At 43.2% G+C, this 20,576-nt stretch carries 16 protein-coding genes; 4 read left to right on the top strand and 12 right to left on the bottom strand.

What is annotated here, in order from left to right; translation table 11 throughout:
- Positions 1 to 61: 61 nt before the first annotated feature.
- Positions 62 to 1,642, bottom strand: coding sequence for a Na+/H+ antiporter (locus DCO56_RS15715; RefSeq protein ID WP_108634723.1), 1,581 nt, complete (start codon positions 1,640 to 1,642; stop codon positions 62 to 64).
- A gap of 185 nt (positions 1,643 to 1,827) precedes the next feature.
- Between DCO56_RS15715 and DCO56_RS15710 the strand changes: the two genes are divergently transcribed.
- A complete protein-coding gene (locus DCO56_RS15710; RefSeq protein WP_108634722.1) occupies positions 1,828 to 2,196 on the top strand; it encodes a hypothetical protein in 369 nt (122 codons plus the stop codon).
- A gap of 2 nt (positions 2,197 to 2,198) precedes the next feature.
- A complete protein-coding gene (locus DCO56_RS15705) occupies positions 2,199 to 3,614 on the top strand; it encodes an aminotransferase-like domain-containing protein (RefSeq protein ID WP_108634721.1) in 1,416 nt (471 codons plus the stop codon).
- Between the two features lie 4 nt (positions 3,615 to 3,618).
- On the opposite strand, the gene DCO56_RS15700 is transcribed toward DCO56_RS15705, so the two are convergent.
- The 9 genes from DCO56_RS15700 to DCO56_RS15665 all read right to left on the bottom strand — a co-directional run bounded on the left by DCO56_RS15700 (position 3,619) and on the right by DCO56_RS15665 (position 13,310).
- A complete protein-coding gene (locus DCO56_RS15700) occupies positions 3,619 to 4,401 on the bottom strand; it encodes a hypothetical protein (protein WP_108634720.1) in 783 nt (260 codons plus the stop codon).
- 90 nt (positions 4,402 to 4,491) lie between these two features.
- The gene (locus DCO56_RS29085; protein ID WP_146191074.1) at positions 4,492 to 4,734 is read right to left on the bottom strand and encodes a hypothetical protein; all 243 of its coding nucleotides are present in this window, start codon (positions 4,732 to 4,734) and stop codon (positions 4,492 to 4,494) included.
- 232 nt (positions 4,735 to 4,966) lie between these two features.
- A complete protein-coding gene (locus DCO56_RS15695) occupies positions 4,967 to 6,613 on the bottom strand; it encodes a PepSY-associated TM helix domain-containing protein (RefSeq protein ID WP_108634719.1) in 1,647 nt (548 codons plus the stop codon).
- A gap of 6 nt (positions 6,614 to 6,619) precedes the next feature.
- Positions 6,620 to 6,898 carry a hypothetical protein gene (locus DCO56_RS15690; protein WP_108634718.1) on the bottom strand — a complete coding sequence of 93 codons (279 nt, stop codon included), beginning with the start codon at positions 6,896 to 6,898 and terminating at the stop codon, positions 6,620 to 6,622.
- A 10-nt stretch (positions 6,899 to 6,908) separates the two neighbouring features.
- Positions 6,909 to 7,241 (bottom strand): hypothetical protein, encoded by a 333-nt coding sequence (locus DCO56_RS15685; protein ID WP_108634717.1) that lies wholly within the window; start codon positions 7,239 to 7,241, stop codon positions 6,909 to 6,911.
- 30 nt (positions 7,242 to 7,271) lie between these two features.
- Positions 7,272 to 9,692, bottom strand: a complete 2,421-nt coding sequence (locus tag DCO56_RS15680) for a TonB-dependent siderophore receptor (protein WP_108634716.1) — start codon at positions 9,690 to 9,692, stop codon at positions 7,272 to 7,274.
- Between the two features lie 91 nt (positions 9,693 to 9,783).
- Entirely contained in the window at positions 9,784 to 10,500 is a 717-nt protein-coding gene (locus tag DCO56_RS15675) for a DUF4198 domain-containing protein (RefSeq protein ID WP_108634715.1), read from the bottom strand.
- 516 nt (positions 10,501 to 11,016) lie between these two features.
- Positions 11,017 to 11,805, bottom strand: coding sequence for an MBL fold metallo-hydrolase (locus DCO56_RS15670; RefSeq protein WP_108634714.1), 789 nt, complete (start codon positions 11,803 to 11,805; stop codon positions 11,017 to 11,019).
- Positions 11,806 to 11,882: 77 nt separating this feature from the next.
- On the bottom strand, positions 11,883 to 13,310 hold the full coding sequence (locus DCO56_RS15665; RefSeq protein WP_108635106.1) for an L-serine ammonia-lyase: 1,428 nt from the start codon (positions 13,308 to 13,310) through the stop codon (positions 11,883 to 11,885).
- Between the two features lie 215 nt (positions 13,311 to 13,525).
- On the opposite strand from DCO56_RS15665, the gene DCO56_RS15660 reads away from it, so the two are divergent.
- The gene (locus tag DCO56_RS15660; protein ID WP_108634713.1) at positions 13,526 to 15,073 is read left to right on the top strand and encodes a glycoside hydrolase family 10-like protein; all 1,548 of its coding nucleotides are present in this window, start codon (positions 13,526 to 13,528) and stop codon (positions 15,071 to 15,073) included.
- A gap of 126 nt (positions 15,074 to 15,199) precedes the next feature.
- On the opposite strand, the gene DCO56_RS15655 is transcribed toward DCO56_RS15660, so the two are convergent.
- The gene (locus DCO56_RS15655; protein WP_108634712.1) at positions 15,200 to 16,906 is read right to left on the bottom strand and encodes a glycoside hydrolase family 3 protein; all 1,707 of its coding nucleotides are present in this window, start codon (positions 16,904 to 16,906) and stop codon (positions 15,200 to 15,202) included.
- Between the two features lie 185 nt (positions 16,907 to 17,091).
- Positions 17,092 to 17,634 carry a TetR/AcrR family transcriptional regulator gene (locus DCO56_RS15650; RefSeq protein ID WP_108634711.1) on the bottom strand — a complete coding sequence of 181 codons (543 nt, stop codon included), beginning with the start codon at positions 17,632 to 17,634 and terminating at the stop codon, positions 17,092 to 17,094.
- A gap of 176 nt (positions 17,635 to 17,810) precedes the next feature.
- On the opposite strand from DCO56_RS15650, the gene DCO56_RS15645 reads away from it, so the two are divergent.
- Positions 17,811 to 20,552 carry a TonB-dependent receptor gene (locus tag DCO56_RS15645; protein WP_108634710.1) on the top strand — a complete coding sequence of 914 codons (2,742 nt, stop codon included), beginning with the start codon at positions 17,811 to 17,813 and terminating at the stop codon, positions 20,550 to 20,552.
- The last annotated feature ends 24 nt before the right edge of the window (positions 20,553 to 20,576 follow it).

The raw sequence follows: 20,576 nt of genomic DNA, 5'->3' as shown, positions 1-20,576 counted from the left end.
TGTACCAAGCCCCGAGGGCTACAACTATTATTATTTATCCCGATCAATGGGATACATGGCATTATATCATGCGCAAGCGCTCTTCCTCCAGGTCAATCTGATAGAGCTGCGCGCGGACAATATCCTCATCGATCGTCGATTCACTATTCAATTTTTCAAGGTATTCGCGCTGTACATCCAAAAGCTCAATGAAAATCACTTTCGTACGTTCGTTCATCCACGAATCATCCGCAGCATTGACCTTTTCCTCCCAATGTTTCAAAATCCTTTCCATTGCCTCCCGATTATGTTCTTCTTTCTCATATTTATCTCTGAGGAACTGATAAACATGTTGTTTTAAACCTTGCTTCATCTGCTGTTTGGCAACCTCTTCGGGCGTCTCAGCAAGCACGGCATCAAAAAGCTTCGTTCGCTTGATCAAATAGGGTAATGTGAGTCCCTGAACCAAAAGGGTAGAGAGAATGACGACAAAGGTGATAAATAGAATCAGATGCCGCTGTGGAATCACGGTACCATTCATGACCAAAGGAATGGAAAGCGCCGCTGCCAGGGAAACTACTCCCCGCATCCCTGTCCAGCCCAATAGAAGTGGCATAAAGAAACGCTGTCTCGGAGACCGCGCCCTAGGTGCCACACTTGGACGAAAGATAAGTGTCGCAATCATCGCAGCATAGGCGCTGATCACGCGGGCAAGGATAAGGACTGCTGTCACCAACAGACCATAACTGATCGCCTCCCGTAGGGAAGTTCCGTTCGCACGCAAACCCGCCACAATTTCGGGCAAATCCAGACCGATAATAAAAAACACAATGCCATTCAAAATAAACACAAAACTCTCCCATACGCTCAGCCCCCGCACACGACTGGTACTGTTCAGAAATTTAAGTCGCTGATTGGACATCAGGAGACTTCCCGCAACGACCGCCAATACCCCCGAACTGTGAAACTGCTCGGCAATCCAATACATAAAATAGGGCTCGATCAAGGTAAGCGCTATATCCGATGGCGCATCTGTGGGTAAACGTTTATGCGCCTGAATAAAAAACCAGCCCAACAGAACACCGATACCTACTCCACCGACCAGCATCCAGATAAACGACACTGCAGCCTCCTGCCATACAAACTGTCCCATACCCACAGCAATCAGGGCAAAACGGACAATAATTAAGGAAGAAGCATCATTCAGCAGACTCTCTCCCTCAAGGATCGCAGAAGTAGATTTTGGAACTTTCACAAACTTCATAATGGCCCCGGTACTGACAGCATCCGGAGGAGAAACAATTCCGCCCAGCAGAAAACCCATCGCGAGCGTGAAACCCGGAATATAATGATTGGCAACCACCGCAACGGAAAGTGCCGTAAAGAAAACCACCAAAAAGGCAAAACTTCCAATAATACGCCACCATTTTTTCATCTCCTTGTACGAAATCGACCAAGCAGCCTCACACAACAAAGGCGGGAGGAAAATCAGAAAAATAACATCTGGATCGATCCTCACAACGGGCAAGGTTGGAATAAAGCTAACGATCAGACCCGCCAAAACCAATAGAATGGGATAGGCTACCCGAAGTTTCGTAGCCAGCATCTCAAGCAATACGATGGCCGTGATCATGGCAATAAATAGCGGAAACAAGTTATGCATAGGTTGTCATAATTTACTGGTCTTGAGACATATTATTAACTCTTGTAAAGATCTTAAATGGAAATTAAAAACCACCTACTCCCGGTCATATTTTTTACTTTTTCATCTGTACCCTAATTTCTATATGATTCTGTACCTTAAATACAGCCTGTACCCTTCCTAAATTAGCAAAAAGATTTATTGCCATGTCGACTACAACACTTCAACCGTATTCCATCAGAGAGGTCGACCTCTCTGATCTATCCTTACTAAAAAAGGTACAGCATACTGTGAAAAACAAAAGCCTGTTGCACATGCCTTTTCTACTGCTAGCTCAAAATGAGTCAATAGCTGCCTTTTCCCTGGCTACCGTCTCCGAAGACAATAATCTTACTGTTGAAATTTGCTACGGTACCGACGTTCCAGAAGAGCTGTCAAACGTATTTAAGCACAGGGCGCAGACTTATTTTGAACAACAGCTATTGACAATGTTTGGTAGTGAAGAATCGTTAAAAAGGGGAATCCGTCATTTCCACGATTGGGTAAATCCAAATGGAAACAGTAAATTAGCATAAGCATGGAGCAGCAACAATTATATAAGAAAATTGCGAACATCGTAGAGAACCAGATCAAAAACGGCTCTCTGGCCTACGGCGACCGTCTCCCCTCCGTCCGTAGTGCGCAGAAACTTTATAATGTGAGCTTAAATACTGCAAAGAGTGCGTATATGGAGCTCGAGAGCCGGTCTCTGATCGAATCCCGCCCTAAATCTGGATTTTTTGTCAGCCTGGCCGGACAGCGCCGGATGTCCATCCCTTCTATCTCAACGTTTAAAATTGATGAGAATAAGCAGGATCCTGCCGCATTGATCGACAAGGTATTCCACTCCCTGGAGGATAAGGAAATTACACGATTCTCTCTTGGATTGCCCAGCCCCTCCTTGCTTCCCATTCAGAAACTCAATAAATGTATCCTGGAAACGGTGCATGAACTACACGATTATGGCGATCAGTACGGTCAAGTGCAGGGTAGTCCGACTTTGCGTAAAGAGATTGCCAAATGGTCGCTCGTACTGGAAGGAAAAATAAGCGACGAAGACCTGATTATCACTTCGGGTGCCATGAATGCGATTTATAGCTGCCTACGCGCAGTCACCAAACCCGGAGATACCATTGCTGTGGAAAGCCCCCTCTATTTTGGCTTTATACAAGCTTTTCAGGTACTGGGGCTAAAGACCATTGAGATACCGACCCACCCCATTACGGGCATTGAACTGGACGCCCTGAAAAAAGTGATCCATAAAATCGATGTATGCTGTTTTGTTTCCAATTTCAGCAACCCCCTGGGGGCGCTGATGCCGGATGAACATAAAAAAGAACTTGTCAAACTCCTGGCTTTTCATCATATCCCCTTGATCGAAGATGACCTTTATGGGAATGTTTATTTTGGAACCTCCAGACCTAAGCCCTGTAAATACTTTGATGAGGAAGGCTTGGTCATGTGGTGTGGATCTGTTACCAAGGTATTGGCGCCAAGTTTCCGGATCGGATGGGTCGAACCCGGACAGTACAAAGACAGGATTCTCAAACAACGACTGGTCCAGACCATCTCGCAGCCCGCGATCTATCAGGAAGCGGTGGCCAAATTTCTGCAGATCGGAAGGTATGACCATCACCTCAATACCTTTAGAAAGAAGCTGTATAGCAATTATATCAACTTCAGAAACAGTATCGAGACCCATTTTCCTGACAATACAAAGATGTCGCAACCCGAAGGTGGCTTTGTTCTCTGGCTGGAAATGGATCCAAAAATTGATTCAACGGTACTCTATGATTATGCGCTGAAACAGAAATTGAGCTTTGCCCCCGGCCGAATGTTTACCCAGCATGATCAGTTTAAAAACTGTATCCGGCTGAACTATGCTGTTGACTGGAATGATAAAACAGCACATGACCTGATGCGATTGGGACGTTTCTTTAAAGCCGTTATCTAAGCTATTAATCCCAGTCTACCTCATCATCATCGCCCGGTAAAATAGGCGGCGGCAATTTATCGGATTTTTCGTCAGGAAATATGGTTTCCTTACCCTCACGGATCAGGAATGCATCGAAAACTTCACCGGTCATCAGGGTACTATTATTGGACATAAATTCGTCACACCCATCAGGGCTCGTCAGCCAGCACCTTACTATGCCCAGACATAAAATAACGGCATCTTTACTGTCCTCCAATGTGAAAGTAATGCCACGGTCCACTTTGTGATCTTCTTTTCTTAGCTCCAAGGTTTTGCTAACATGGTAAAATATAGTATGGCGATCATCTAGTTGAATCACCACACAATATATTTTTATGTCTATTTTAGCAAGCCTTTCATGAATTAAATCAAATTTACGGAGACCTGCCAAAGGGAGCTGAACCCGAATTCGTTGCTGAGCTTCATCAAAATGTGCAACTGGGTGATTCATAAAGAAGTTGCTCCAGCTGACCCGTTTGGAGTACCGGAAACCCTTCAAGGGGAGTACTGCCCCATATCCAAGCCGTAAGCTTCCGAGTTCGTGCTCACGGTCGTTGCGTACAGCCGCATAAAGTGCATTCTGTAACCTGAGGTAGGTCGTACGTTCACAGGCGGCTCGTAGCATAGGTTTTAAAATCTGATACAAACGACTCGCCAGATTACTGTTGTACGTAAAATCGCGCCCCGTTAACTTGCTGTTTTCACTCAGATCATAAGCATCCCCTCGCTTTCGTTCTTTTTTACCCGTGCCGGAAGATTTCTTCATACTACTAAGTTAAATTGGTATACTTTAAAACTACAATAATCGTATGAATTAAACAACAGCTCCTTTAACAACACATAAGACCAATATAACTTAGCGCAATAAAGCCCCTTCAACTCCCTTAAAGTCCCCTAAAGTCCGTTCAAACGCCAACAACACTCGGGTACGTTCCGCACCTGCTTCGCACCAACTTCGGGGCAGCTTCGGGATTGCTTCGACATTTGGTCGGGGCTGCTTCGATAATTCATCGGCAACAAGGCAAACAAGAGTCGAAGAACAGTCAGACCAATCCCAACGCTGTCCCGAAGCAATAGCAATGGAATCCCGAAGGATCACCGAACAAGGTCCGAATAGCTATCGAACAAGAGACAGCAAACCAGCGCAAGCGCCTTACCTGCCCAGTACTGCATTTCCTCGCAGATTGTACAAAGCGAAAAGTACTTTACAAGTGCTTCAACCGTACCTTATATGCCTAAAGGCTGCTTTGTTCAAGCAGCCTTTAGGCATATATTTTATCTTACGAAATGTGCATTCCGCCGACCCATCGGATGAGCCTAACGGATTCTAATTACTGAATTTTCTGAAAGAATTTTTTTGTCTTATAAAAGGCCAGTAGTCCGATGATACCAATCATCAACCAAAGAAAATCAACAATAAATAAATCACGTTGACCATCAACAAATGTTTTCCAAAGCCAGTTGTGCGTTACCAACCCATTGGCGAGTGGAACAATAAATGCGAGAATACTTCCGACCAAAAGTGTTTCGCGATTTGTTCTTCTTATACTTCGACGAACTATATAATATAGCGAAAGAACTAACCAAGCATAAAAATAGAGCCGATAGATAAAATCCTGGTCCACTTTGGGACTGATCTTGATCGCAATAAATGTAATTGCCGTAACCGGGAGCATCGTCAGACAAATCGCCGTAAAGATGTTAGCCGCCCAAAAGTTGAATTTACGTTTTCTTGGAATAACATTGTTTTTATCCCGTGCCACGAGCCAGATCAGAATTCCCGAAATAATAACCAGACATCCCATTACGCCCAGGATAAAGTAAATCATTTTGAGTGGGTATCCACCATAATCACCATAATGCAGGCGGTAGATAATACTTCTGACATAGTCTCCATAGCTTGTATCCGTTAACGGTGATTTCTCTTCAACAATTTTATTATCTGTAACCTTCACCGTCAATATACCGGATCCTGCAAAGCTGCTGTTAAAATGTGGTTCGAGTTCCATGATAACATGCATATTCGAATCCGCATAGTTTTTTACGACAATACGTTTAAACTCGCTTTCTGGCCATTTTTTCTTTGCTAGATCTAAGAAAGGCGCAATTTTCACATCCGCCGGAGAGGGTTTATAGCTATACGGATAATTATCATGAGCAGTTACGCCGATATCCTGATACATTTTTTGCTGTTCTCCATTGTAAAGTAATTTGCTGAAAGGGAGAACCAAAACAGCGTTGACAATCAGAAATGTTCCTGTAACGGCAAAAATAAACTGGAAAGGAAACCCAATCACTCCTAGGGCAGTGTGCATATCCGTCCACACGGTCTTCCACTTACTAAATGGTCTAAAAACAAAAAAGTTCGAAACTAGCTTATCCCAGTGCAACAACAAACCTGTTATCAATGCAAACAAGAAGATAAAAGCTGTAATACCGGCAACGAGATATCCAAAAGGCGCGATGCCCACACTGATAGGCACTTGATTGAGCTGCGCCAAAAAGTGCAGGCGGAATAAAAACTCGCCCATATCATAATTCTGCGTATAGTCACCTGCTGTTTTATTAGCAAAATTATACATGAAATTCTTCGAATCGTCATCGCCCCCTCTACGTCTCCGGCCTTTCTTCTTTTCCGCTTTCTGTTCAGGTGTTATCTTCGACAAATTTTCCTTGTTTAGGACTGTATCGTTTGACGCCGTGTAACCAATATAGGCAGAAGTCCCCTCCCGGTGCATATAGAAGTTGATATCACGTCCATGGAGGTTGGTTTCCCCTTTTAGCGAATCCAGAAGCTTGTCAAAGCTTTGATGGTTTTCCTGATATGTTTTGTACGACACATTATTTTGCCAGGCTGCGATCTCATTTCTAAAAAACGCAAATGAACCTGCAAAAAATATCACATACAGCAGTACACAGATGATAATACCACTGATGGTATGGGTATTAAAATAGATGTTATAATTTCTGTTGTTCATGACTGATTACATCTTTAACAAATAAGGCAACGAAAAAACCGAAGCCAAGAGTAGATAAATTCCCCATATTTTCCATCCGCTTTTGGAAAGAAAGGCAAGGAGCATCAATACTGCCCAAAGGAGATAACCCGTGATTCCGGCAGTCATAACAACATCCTTTTTCTCAAAAATGGCTGTCAGCAATACATGGAAAGAAAGCATAACAATATACCCGCCGATAAATCCGGCCGTTATTTTCAGAAACCGTTGAAAGGGCGAACTCAGGTATTTTTTATTTGCTGGCATAAAGAATCAATTATGATATCAAAAATTCGACACAAAGACTGGCAGCATACAGTCCGAGGACATGGTAGGCTGTTAAATAACGATACGGATTCAATAAGACCACTAGGCTCATCATGCACATGACATAGGCAAAAAAAGCAAAGAATCCAGCGCCAAATCCCTGTACATAAAGGATTACCACAAATGGTAAAAGGAGCAACCCGATACTCAAGATACGCACAGACTGAGTCTGTGCGCAAAGCTTTTTCACCCAATCCGGTCTATGCTGAAACTTCACTTTTTTACTGCTGTTGTAAAAGAGATAAGCTCCAATAAGTACGATTACTAAAAGTGTGCTATACATCGGATAAATGATTTATATAGAATCGCTTAGTTAAAATTTGTATGTTATACCTAAACGGAAATTGCGTCTTGCCTCAACGATATAGGTATAATAATCTACTATACCCTGCTTCTTCAATGCCTCACTCGTTTTAGTAATAGAGCCGGAAGTTAATAGCTTTCTGTTATCTAACAAGTTATTAACCATCAAGGAAATACTGTATTTTCCATTTTGAAAACTAATACCGCCATCGGTTCTTATATAATTCTTAAAGTTACTTTCCTTTGTTGTTCCAATAGCACGGTCGAACATCCCCTGAACGCTACCTGTTAATCCCAAGCCTCTCAATGGTCCCTGTTGCAAACGGTAAGTTAACCAGGCATTGGCTGTGTGTTTGGCTGTATTCGGTGTAATATTGCCTATATTTTCCTGTTTTCCATCTTTCGATACTTTGGAATCAGTCAATGCATAGTTTGCGTTTGCACTCAATCCTGGGAGCACTTCACCAGTGATATCAAACTCTATTCCTTTGCTTGTTGTTTCACCGAGAGCGATTTTAAAGTAATTATTAGTCCCCGCTATTGGATGATCAATATCATCTGTTAAAGCGTTTTGTCTTTTAATCCGATAAGCACTTAAAGTAGAGATCCACTTTCCGCCAGCCCATTCCTTTTTGATACCGGCTTCCAAATCATTTCCTCTAACAGGTTTAAACGCATTTCCTTCCCAATCAGTACCTGCCTGTGGAACAAAAGACTGATCAAATAATCCGTAAACACTCGTTGATTTGTCTATTGAATAACTCAATCCGACACGTGGTGTAAGCGCTTTATCCGTCCGATCTGCTGTAGCGGTTTTCCCAATGGTTTCGGCTATCGTGTAACGTAAGCCTAAAGACAAACGTAGTTTTTCTTCCAAAAATGCCATTTCATCATGTACATACAAAGACGAATACGATACGGAGTTGACATAATTTTGACCTCCAGCTCTTACCTTAACACTTTTGGACCTGTCGGGATTAGGAATTGCCGCTGCTGCGATCCCATAAACAGGATTATATACATTCAGTGGTTTTGTGACCAATGTATCTTGTGCTAATACCCCAAAATCACCCCAGAATTTTTTAGTACCAAAGTCAGCACCGGCCAATATACGATGACGCACGTTGCCGGTATATTCTTCTCCTGTAAACGAGAATTGTGCAAATTTATTTTCGCCAGCTTCATCAGCCATATTATAGGTTCGAGACATATCACCATTGGCACGCATCGCACTCACCCATGAACTGGTGGCGACCATATTAAAATTAAAATAGGCCAGCTGTCCATGGAAATTCCATTTGGAATTTAGTTTTCGATCAAAATATAGATATGCACTGTGATCTTTTATTTTGTTTGGCGCGAATGAAGGATCTCCAGCAAAGAAATCATTCGAAATACCCGGATCGGCAAATCCTTTTGGCGAAAATGCATAATTACCGTTCGACAGGTACGTCGAACCTTGATAGGTATATTCAAACGTCAGTGAAGTCAATGAATCCATCTTATACGTCAAGACAGGAGCAATCACAACACGATCACTATAATTATATTTTGTATAAAAATCTTTCTGTTGACCAGCGACATTAAGACGGTAAAGTAACTTACCATCTTTCCTTAATTTACCGTCCAAGTCAACTGCTGCGCGATAGGTACTAAAACTACCAGTATTGAGTGTCACAGAACCTTTCGTGTTTCCGGTTGGCTTTTTGGTAACGACATTATAAAATCCTCCTGGTTCACCGTTTGAAAGCATAAATCCGGCAGGTCCCTTCACAAATTCGATCCGTTCGATCATGCTTGCATCTTCGGCTGTAGGCCCCCATGAAGCTTCGATATTCATACCATTACGGAAGGCTGGAATCTTGGATCCACGCATGCGGATATTGGCATATTGATTGTCCCAATGTCCCTGACGTGTAGCACCACTGATATTACGAGTAATACCATCAACAATATCAAAGACCTGTTGGTCGGCCATCAGATCCGAAGAGATGACCTGAATATTTTGTGGCAGTTCCAAAATCGGTGTTTTGAGACGCAATGATCCGGATATACTGTCAAACTTATAATGTTCATAGTACTTTCCGTATACTGCAACTTCATCAATAGACTCGGATTGGCCTTTCATAATGATGGGCCCCAGGTGTGTTTCCTCCTCTTTTACGGTTACTTCCATGGAGTGTTTACCGTAGCCGAAAGCTTTGATTTCCATGCGGTAAGTTTTGGCAGAAAGTCTATCGAAGATAAAGCGTCCCTCACTGTCGGTACTCGTGGTCACACCTGTATTTGATAATTTGATTGTTGCGCCAGAAATAGGTTCGGATTTTTCATTTACAAGGATCCCCTCAATCTTCAATTTGCTCTGGGCCTGAGCCATCGAAAAAATTGAACTGATCATCGGAACCGCCAAAAAAGATAAAGTTTTGTTCATTTGTGTTTCAATAGTAGATATGTAATAAAGGATGGATTCATTTAAATTTGGGATTTAGCATGAATCCATCCAAGTTGTAGGTATCAACGATTTATTTTACTTCAAAAAATGTTGTGCTTCCCTGCCAGGACGAAGCGTAAGGCTTCCCGCCGTGCTCGCCTGCTTTTTCAACAAAAGTACTTGCTTCAAGTACATAGGCTCCTGACCATAGTGCATCGAATGTAACCACACCATTGCTATCGGCTACAAATTCTTTTCCCCAACCTGTGGATGAAAAAACAGATACTTTGGCATTGGGAACGACTTTTCCTTCACTGGTAATCTTCGCCTGCAGACTGGCACCTTTTTTTGCATTGGCTGAATTCTGTAGCTCAACCTGAAGCGGATTTTTTATCGTGCTATAGTCCAATTTGCCTGATTTGCCAACGATGACGGGTACTAATGACGAAAACTCATATTTCGTCTGCCCACCCAAGTCTTTGGGGGCTTTTACGACAGATAAAAAGTAGGTTCCCTGTTCAGCCGGTTGGAATGAACCGCTAAAATGATCTCCTTTATTGGTCAGTTGTACCTGCACAGGCGCCTTTCCGGGTGCATGCAACAACAGGGTAAAATCCTTCACGTCCGAATACCATTTTTCAATGGGATCTCTTTCATTGGTTACATATTCACCATAATAGACCTTGATCTCATGGGATTGGTTAACTGCACCATAGGGCGCTGATTCTATCCAAAGTGCGTGCGCATAGCTGCTGTTACAGTAAAACAATACTGCAAGAAATGTAAAAAGCGAAACTAAAATTTTCATAATATGTTGATTGATGCGTATAGTTCTGCAACTTATCAGGAAGGTTTCTACTCGTCAAAAACGAGCGTCAAACGAATAAAATCATTAAAATTCGCTATCTTTCAAGTCCTTCCTTGTCCTTTATCGGAAGCAACTGAAGCAGTTAACTGCTCCAGCCATCTACAGACAGTTGCCGCTGTCTGTAGATTTTTGCCATGTAATAGATTGCCGTCTATTACATGGTATTTGCCCCGTAATCAACCTGATCATAGCTCTAAAGCTATTTAGACTGATTAAAAACAGAGCAAATATAAAAGGAATTCTTTGGATATCAAGGATATTTTACATTTTTCGCAGATCGTATTGGATTTTCCCTCCGAGGTATCACCGACCTGGCCCACTAAAACCACAAAAAAGCAACACATCCTGTCCTGCGCTTGTCATTCAGCCTTACAGACAGATGGCAAGTCCATTTATACACATCGGTATTGTGAGAAGAGTAGCGGGGGTTTTGTCTAATGCCCGGCATTAGGGAGGTTAAGAAAGGGCGGCCTCTGCACTGTTGATATGGGCAATATCAAATAATTCTGTTTCCTGATAGCGCGTAGCCACATGAAGCTTGATATGCTCACAATGGGGCTCGAATGTTGCATGAACAAGGTCGACCGTATTATTTTCACCGGAGAGGTGTGTTAAAATTAAATGTTTGAGGCGATCTGTCCTATATTGGTTAAACAGTTCGACGGCAACACGATTGGAGAGGTGCCCCCATCCGCTGCTGATCCTATTTTTCAAAAAATAGGAATATCGCCCCGTACGTAGCATATCCTCATCATAATTGGATTCCAACAGGAGGATATCTGAATGCTGAATCACTTGCTGTACGTTTTCGCAGGGTCTTCCAATATCCGTCAATACACCAATATTATGAACACCATCCGAAACAAGGAAACTACAGGGTTCTTTTGCATCATGGTATTTGGGAATTCCATAAACCTTAAGTCCACCGATTTCAACTTCCTCATTTGGCGCGATGATATGAACCAGCTGGGAAGGTAAATGCAGGCGGGATCCGTCATAGCTCCCTCTGGTGATATATACGGGTAAATTGTACTTTTTGGCGAAAACAGATAATCCGCGAATATGATCTGAATGCTCGTGTGTGATGAAAATTGCTTTGACCTGGGTAGGAATAATACCCAGATTATACATCCGGAGGTGAATATGCTTGCTGTTGATACCGGCATCGATCAAGATGGCCGAATCATCTTTGGCTATATAATAACAGTTTCCATTACTACCGGAGGCTATCGCACAGTATTTCATTCGCGTATACTAATTTATGAGCGTATTTTTGTTCAACTGCGTCAAAGATACGAAAAACAAAAACACGCAGTAAGACCTTAACATTCTGGCAAACTCAATGGAATATTTACCGCCAGCCCCCCGTCTGCCGTTTCTTTGTATTTGGCATTCATATCCAAAGCTGTTTCCCACATGGTTTTAACAACGGTATCCAAGCTTACTTTGGCCTTATCAGGATTAGATTGCAGCGCCAGCTGAGCCGCAGTAATAGCTTTTATCGCGCCCATGGTATTCCGCTCGATACAGGGGATCTGTACCAGCCCGCCGATCGGATCACAGGTCAATCCGAGGTGGTGCTCCATCGCAATTTCTGCCGCCATCAGTACCTGACGTTGTGATCCACCCAATACCTCGGTTAAAGCACCGGCAGCCATGGCTGAGGATACGCCAATCTCTGCTTGACAGCCACCCATGGCCGCCGAAATTGTCGCATTCTTTTTAAAGATGGATCCGATCTCCGAAGCGGTTAGAATAAACTGAACGATTTTATTTTCCCGCATGCCATCATGGAAGGTAATAAAATACTGCAAAACGGCCGGTATAACACCTGAAGCACCATTGGTAGGAGCTGTAACCACACGGCCGAAAGAGGCATTTTCTTCATTGACGGCAAGGGCAAAACAACTCACCCAATCCAGGATATATTGAAAATTCTGTCCGCCTTCACGAATCGCCATCACCCATGATTCATAATCCTGATAGCTCCGGCCCTGCATCAATTTTTTATTTAGTTTCGCCGCCCGGCGCTCTACGTTCAAGCCTCCCGGTAGCGTCCCTCCAGTGTGACAGCCCCGGTAGATACATTCATAGATCGTCTTATAAATATTCAGTACACCAGCGACTGTTTCATTTTCCTCACGCCAAGCGCATTCATTTTCCAAAACAAGTTCCGATATTTTAAGCCCTGTTTTCATCGTCCAGTGCAGCAGTTCCTGCGCGGTATCTACCGGAAAGGGAAGATCTACTTCGGACAGAACACTCTCGGTATCATTTTCCTGCACGACAAAACCGCCCCCTATGGAATAATAGGTCTCGGTAATGGCCTTACCACTTGACAGAAAGGCCTGAAATGTAACGGCATTTGGATGGAAGGGCAAACTCTCGGTGTACAGGAAAAGAAGATCCTCCTGATAGGAGAACGGAACGGTACGTTTACCGGCCACTTCCAGCTGGCCTACGCTTTTGATATGGGCCACCTTTGGTGTCACACGGTCAACATCGAAGGTAACGGGGTCGTCTCCACTCAAGCCTAGCAGAACAGCAATATCCGTACCGTGGCCGGCACCGGTTTTGGCCAAAGATCCATAAAGCAAAATCTTGACCTGCTCCACCTCATTCAATACACCCTTTGCCTGCAGGACATGGGTAAATTGTTGGGCGGCACGCCAAGGCCCCAAAGTATGCGAACTGGATGGTCCGATACCAATCTTAAACATATCAAAAACGGATATTTGTTCTTTGCTCATAATCTCAATTGTTGCGGTTAGCTCATTTTTCATAGCTTTTGTGAAAACCGCATCTAAATTAGCACAAATAACCGTACAATGTTACCTGTATTTGCATTATTATCATTTTGAAAACCAAGCTGACATTCTTTTAACAAGTATCCAACAAACATCTTACATTTTTTAGCGAAAAAGTAAGAAATGCTTCCCTATCTTTGTTGGCTACAATTTATAGCATGACGGGAAAAACATATTTATATTCTTTTTTTGCCTTTTTTATCTGTTTATTTTCGATCAGAACATATTCCCAACAGCTACCTAAACGGGAGTTTCGCGGTGTATGGGTAGCTACCATCGGTAACATAGACTGGCCTTCTGTCAAAGCGAGTAACAATGTAGCATTGCAAAAGCAGGAATTTATCGACCTGCTGGACCAGCACCGAAGCGCTGGCTTAAATGCGATCATCCTGCAGGTACGGCCTGCGGCAGACGCCTTTTATGCAAAAAGCAGGGAGCCCTGGAGCCGATATTTAACCGGAAAACAAGGGCAGGCCCCGACCCCGTTCTATGATCCGTTACAATTTGCAATTGAGGAAGCACACAAAAGAGGAATGGAATTACATGCCTGGTTCAATCCTTACCGTGCTTCGACAACATTGAATCCTGCACATTTCGCTGATGACCATATCACCAAACGTCGTCCCGAATGGTTCTTTACATATGCCGGGAAAAAGCTTTTCAACCCGGGACTACCGGATGTCCGCAAATATATTATTGATGTCATCATGGACGTTGTTAAAAATTATGATGTTGACGGCATCCATTTTGACGACTATTTTTATCCTTATCCGGACAGTCGCAATACATCCGTACCGGATCAGCTGACCTTTGCCCAATACAATAACGGGATTAAAAATATTGAAGACTGGCGACGCAATAATGTGAACATGCTTGTGCGCGACCTTGGTATCGCGATCAAAAGAATAAAGCCTTATGTCAAATATGGCATCAGTCCATGTGGTGTATGGGACAATAAGGACAACAATAGCATGGGCTCGGAAACCCGTGGACTAAGTGCTTACCGGGAGCTGTATGCGGACGGTGTAAAATGGATGCAGGAAGGCTGGATCGACTACATCAATCCGCAGATCTACTTTCCTTTTAAAAATCGTGCCGCGGCTTATGAAATATTGGTATCCTGGTGGCAACGGCATACCTATGGGCGGCATTTTTATGTCGGGCACGGTGCTTACAGGGTAACTGAAAATAAGATCGGGTGGACTGACAAAAGCCAGATTCCCCGACAGGTACGTCACCTGCGCGAAGAACATGATGTCGAGGGAAGTATATATTTCAGTTCCAAATCCCTCACAGACAATTTGGTTGGACTGCAAGACTCTATGCGCAATGACCTGTATCGTACACCTGCTCTTCCCCCAACAATGCCCTGGTTGGATAGCATTCCACCAAATGCTCCTTTCGGCTTACTGGTAAAACCATCCGGTAACGGGAAAATGAATACGCTTTTTTGGCAGAAACCAGATGCCGCTAGCGATGGTGAATCTGCCTATGGTTATGTTGTTTATCGCTTTGCGGTAGGTGAACGCATCAATATCAAGGATCCTGGAAAAATTATTTTTATCACCTATGATGCCGATAAACTGCAGTACACAGATGACGACATCAAACAGCATCAACAGTATAAGTATGTCGTCACAGCGATAGACCGGATGAAAAATGAGAGCCGTCCTTCGGATAGCAGGGAGGCAAATGAAGAGACTTAGGGACAGGTAGAGCGATAGGCTCTGAACTGAAGTGGAGTAAAAAAGGAACCCTCCCGAATTGCGCAGCTGTTGTTGGCTCAGCGATTCAGGAGGGTTCTTTTATTTTAGTATGATTTTAAAGCAATGCTATTTGCCCTGTCCGTATTTGAATTTTTTGTTGATGGTAACGGGCAGCTTTCCCTTTGGGGTATTCTGTCCCAACAGTGTTTCGGCAGCAGCCTTCTGCATAAAAGCATCATTTTGGTAAGCCAATAAAATTGTCTTCGCTTTCTTCGATGCTTCGACACCATCCAAGGCATATACGTTTGTAAATAGCGTCAAAATGGATTTTTTCGAAAACTTCTTCATCAGGTCCTGCACATTTTCATTCAGCTGCATGGTTGGGCGGGGACGTAGTCGCGTATCGTGTACTGCAATAATGAATTGTTTGTTTTTCTTGATCTCTTTTATAAGACGTTTCTTGTCATCTTTACTCAAGCTGTCCGGCACAAAATATTGCGTTTCGTTGGTCAGCGCAGCTGCAAGTTGATCTTGGAAGGTTTGATTGGTAGAAATACCGATATTGATAATTGCTGTAGGCAGTTCTTTTTTAAAGGATTTCAATTTCTCTGTCGAGTTGAGCGCCGTAATGGCAGCCCTGGACAGTTCGTCGATCAACTGTACTGCAGATGCGCGGTGTAAATCGGCATACAGATTCTGCTGCGGGGTAGCCTGATATTTGTCCAATCCCAACCATAGTTTGGCTGCCAACACCCTTTTCACGCGCGCATCAATATCCGCCTGCGAGATACGGCCTTCTTCGATCGCCTTAAGAATAAGATCAATGGCCCGTTTACTATTTTCGGAAACCTCAAGTAGGTCATGTCCGGCAATGATGGCCTGTACATCAGCCTCACCGTTCGGAAAGAACTTTTTGACACCTTTCATATCCATGGCATCAGTGACGGTCAAGCCTTTAAAGCCTAGTTCGTTCCGCAATAGGTCGGTGACGACTTTTTTAGAAATGGAAGATGGCATATTTGGTGTGTCATCCAGGATCGGGATATTCATATGGGCAACCATAACGGCCGGAGCACCTGCTTTAATAAGCTCTTTGAAGGGATACATTTCAAGTGTATCCAGTCTCTTTTTATCAAAAGGGAGCTGAGGGAGGTCGTAGTGTGAATCTACATCAGTATCACCATGTCCCGGGAAGTGTTTGATGGAGGCCAATATACCACCATCCACCATACCGTCCATATAGGCTTTTGCTTTTTGGGTGACATTATATTTATTATCGCCGAAAGAGCGAATCCCGATGACCGGATTTTTAGGGTTGTTATTGATGTCCACATCCGGAGCAAAATTAAAATGCATACCGATGCGATGAAAGTCCTGTGCAACCTCACGTCCCATGCGGTAGATCAATTGATTGTCCTGCACGGCACCAAGCGTCATCTGGTAAGGGAAAGATAAGGTAGAATCCGGCATCCGCATACCCAGCCCCCATTCGCCATCAAATGTGACCAACAAGGGCACTTTAGAAAGGGATTGGTAACGATTGAACATGTCCACGTGGCGCACGGGACCGCCCTGAAAAACAACAAGCCCCCCCAGTTGCTCATCCTGAACAACCTGTGCCACGGAATCAATATATTTCTGACCAAGATTGGTATGTGCCCGCACGAGGAACAACTGCGCTACTTTCTCCTTTGGCGTCAGTGTATTAAATACGGCATCCACCCAATCGTGCTGGGAATTGATGTATTTTACAAAATCTTTCTTGTCCTGTGCTTTCGCAATGGAGAGCGCACCGGCCAATGCCAATAGGCCCAGACTGAATTTTTTGAACATAAATTAGTTTGTATAATGTCTTAAATAGATCACTAATAACGCTATTATTTTGGATAATATGAAATTGTTTTTGCAACAATTATATATAAAAACGCATAAAGACGCATTTTACGGGCAACAATGGAATAATAATGTGCTAACCAAGTGAGATGTGATGCCGGGTTTCAATTACTCAATAGTGGATACTAAATCAAATTATACTTTTTCTCCAGAAAAAGCGTCAGTTCCATCACATTTTCCAATTCACCGATTGCTTCCTTTTTCCACAGCTTGTCGATAATCAACAATAGAAATTGAGTTTCAAGGTCTGGATTTTCATAGTTCAGATCTTGAAATGCACGATGAATAATAGGTTGCACGGGTTTCATGAACTGTTCGTGCTGCTGTTTGGAAAAGGGATGGTGCGACAGGCGCTCCTGTAACTTCCAGAACAGGGGTTCGGCGGTAACCAATTTGTTGGGTAGATTGATCATCGTCCGAAGAAACTCTTTTGGTTCACGGTAAGTCATCATCCCACGGTGATGCGTGAGGACTTTACGGTAACCTGATTTAATCAAATAAACCAACAGCGCGTCTTTATTACCAAAATGTTTGAATATCAAAGCCTCAGAAACCCCAGCGTTCTGCGCTATTATTTTTGTGGAGGTATTGGTATAGCCTTGTTCTGAAAAAAGCAACAACGCTTCTTTCATAATACGCTCTTTTCTACTCAAAACACTCTCTTTCATATCCTATGTCGTTCAGTTGATTTTTAATTCTACTGCAAATATATCTAATCTTTCCGTTCAGTTAGGATTATTGTAACTAAAATGATAGTAATTCGTATCAAATAGTCGCATAAATTTGACAAATAAAAATTTACGACCAATAACAGCGCATTAAAAGACGCAGACATCCTCAACCAATGAAAATCAAGACCTGGACCATTGTTATCCTTTCGCTTAGCTTACTGCTATTAAAGACGAATGTCCTTGCCCAGCAGTATATATCCGGTAAACTCACGGACAACAACAATTCCAAACCTATTTCAGGTGCCAGCGTTACCATCATCGCACTAAAGGATTCCAGCAAACTGCAGACACCTACCGATATTTTGGGCAAGTTTATCAGCACGGCTCTTCCCAATGGGGATTATCTTGTTTCGGTACAGCCAATGGGCTATACGGCAGACATCCGAAAAATTAAATTAACGGGCAAAACCGTGGACATTAATTTTAAGCTCAATGGTTCGGAAATTGTACTGGACGAAATCAGCATCTCGCCGACGAGCATACAGGTGCGGGGCGATACCCTGGAGTTTGATGCAAAAAAATATGTTACTCCTGATTTTGCGGATGCCGACGAGCTGGTAAAACAGATACCGGGTGTAGAAATTGATGAAGACGGTAATGTCAAAGCGCAGGGAGAAGCCGTAAGTAAGATTATTATTGATGGCCGTGAATTCTTCAGCACTGATCCAAAAGTTGCGCTAAAAAACTTACCGGCCGACGTCATTGCCAAAGTTCAGCTCATTGATGACAAGACCGAGCAGGCGAAATTCAGCGGATTTGACGACGGCAAACGGATGAAAGTGATCAATATTGTGACCAAGCCGGACAAAAGGAAATCCTACTTTGGCAAGATCAGCGGCGGAGCCGGTCCGGACAACAAATACGCGGTGAATACCCAAGTGACCAAAATGAATCCAAAGCGTCAGTACTCCATAGACATCAACACCAATAACGTCAACCAACCCAATGGTTTTGCGCCCCGTGGCAATACGCGCGGCCGTACCGGGCAGGGGGTCACAACACGGTTCAATGCCGGATTTAATTATCTCGACCGCTTTTTGGAAGACCGGATGGATTTCAATGCCAATTACACCTACAACTATACGGACAATAATACGGTCAGCCAAAGCAAAACAGAATATACCGCAGGCAACAGGGCCAATCAAATCAACAATCAGCAGCAGTTCGGCAGTACCTACACAAACAATCATGCCCTTTCCCTGCGCGCAAACTGGAAAATAGATTCTATCCAAAAGTTGGATATACAGCCTAATTTCTCCTACCAGAGCAACGATAGGCTTGGTGGTTCCATCGGCAATACACTGTTAAATTTGCAGGACACGCTCAATAGATCAAATCGCAACAATAAAAGCTTCGGTGAGAACTTTAACTGGGGCGGTGACCTGACTTATATGCGTAGACTGAACAAACCCGGCCGTACAGTCAGCGTCAATTTCAATGGTTCTTTCAGCACAAACAAAAGCCATGCGGCCAATTATGCCCTCAACTCTTATTATCGGGATGGCTTGCCTCAACGTATTGATACTGTAGACAACCGAAATTATTCAAATGGTGACAACAACGGCTTTCGCACAAAAATTGCCTATACCGAAATGTTAAGCAAATACGCCCGTGTGCAGGGAAACTATACTTTCCGTAATACAGCACGGTATTCTGACCGAAAAACCTACGAATTCCTTGCGGAAACCGAACAGTTAGGTGAATTAAAAAATCGCCTGTCAAATGAATTCCGCAATGACTTTGTGTACCACAGCGCCGGGCTTTCTTATTTATTCAATAAAAAAGATAGCCTACGTTTTCAAATTGGGCTGGACTATCAGACAGCAAATCAAGTAAACGACAAACTATTTCCGAACATATTGAAAACAAAGAGCCATTTTAACAGCCTGTTGCCCAACTTAAATTTTCAGTACAATTTCGACAAAGAAACCCGTATAGAGGTACGCTATAATGCCAAAACCAATACACCGGCTATTGAACAGCTGCAAGATTTTATTGATAACCAAAATCCATTGCGTATCAGTTCGGGCAACCCTAACCTGAAGCAGGAATATGACCATAACCTGGTCATGCAGTTTAGGTCTGTCAACAAAGCTTCGGGTAGAAGCTTTACATCAGATTTTACGGCAGATTTTATTCAGAATAAGATTTCAACGACCATCTTCACGACAGATTCCGCATTTGCCATCGCTGAGGATGTCATACTCGGACCGGGAGGCCAGTATATCAGACCTGAAAACTTTGACGGGGTATACAACCTGAGGTGGCATAATAGTTTCGGCTATCGTATTGAACCATTAAAACTGAATATCAACCTCAATAACAATGTATATTTCAATCAGAATTATACATTGTTAAATCTGCAGAAGGTAAATGCAAAAACATACGGTATAAATCAACGTGTCGGGGTGAATACGGCTTTCAGCAAAGATGTCGTCATTGGACTGGATTACAACGGAAATTTATCCTATTCAAAAAACTCTGCAACGGAAAAATCCAACTATTCCGTTTATAAACACACCGTTGGCAATTCCATTGCGTTGACATTGTTGAAAAGCTGGACCTTAAATTCGACTTTCAATTACCTATACAACGGCAGCATCCTCAACGCACCGAGCACGACAAGTTTGCTGTGGAATGTTTCTGTTGGCAAGAAATTATTCAAAAGGAGAAATGCCGAGATCAATCTGACTGTTTTCGATATTTTCAACGATAATAAAAACATCAATCAACAGGTCAATGACCTTTGGGTCCGCGTATCAGAATCCAATGCCATTACCCGTTATGCAATCTTAAGCTTTACGTATCATATAAGGGGTATGGGCGGAAAGGCAAACCGGCAGCGAAAGGATTAAAAATCTCCACGTGGAACACTATTT

Source organism: Sphingobacterium athyrii (assembly GCF_003071065.1).
In the GTDB taxonomy this organism is placed as follows: domain Bacteria; phylum Bacteroidota; class Bacteroidia; order Sphingobacteriales; family Sphingobacteriaceae; genus Sphingobacterium; species Sphingobacterium athyrii.
The sequence above is the reverse complement of the archived record's forward strand: the minus strand, read 5'-3'. Positions and strand labels throughout refer to the sequence as shown.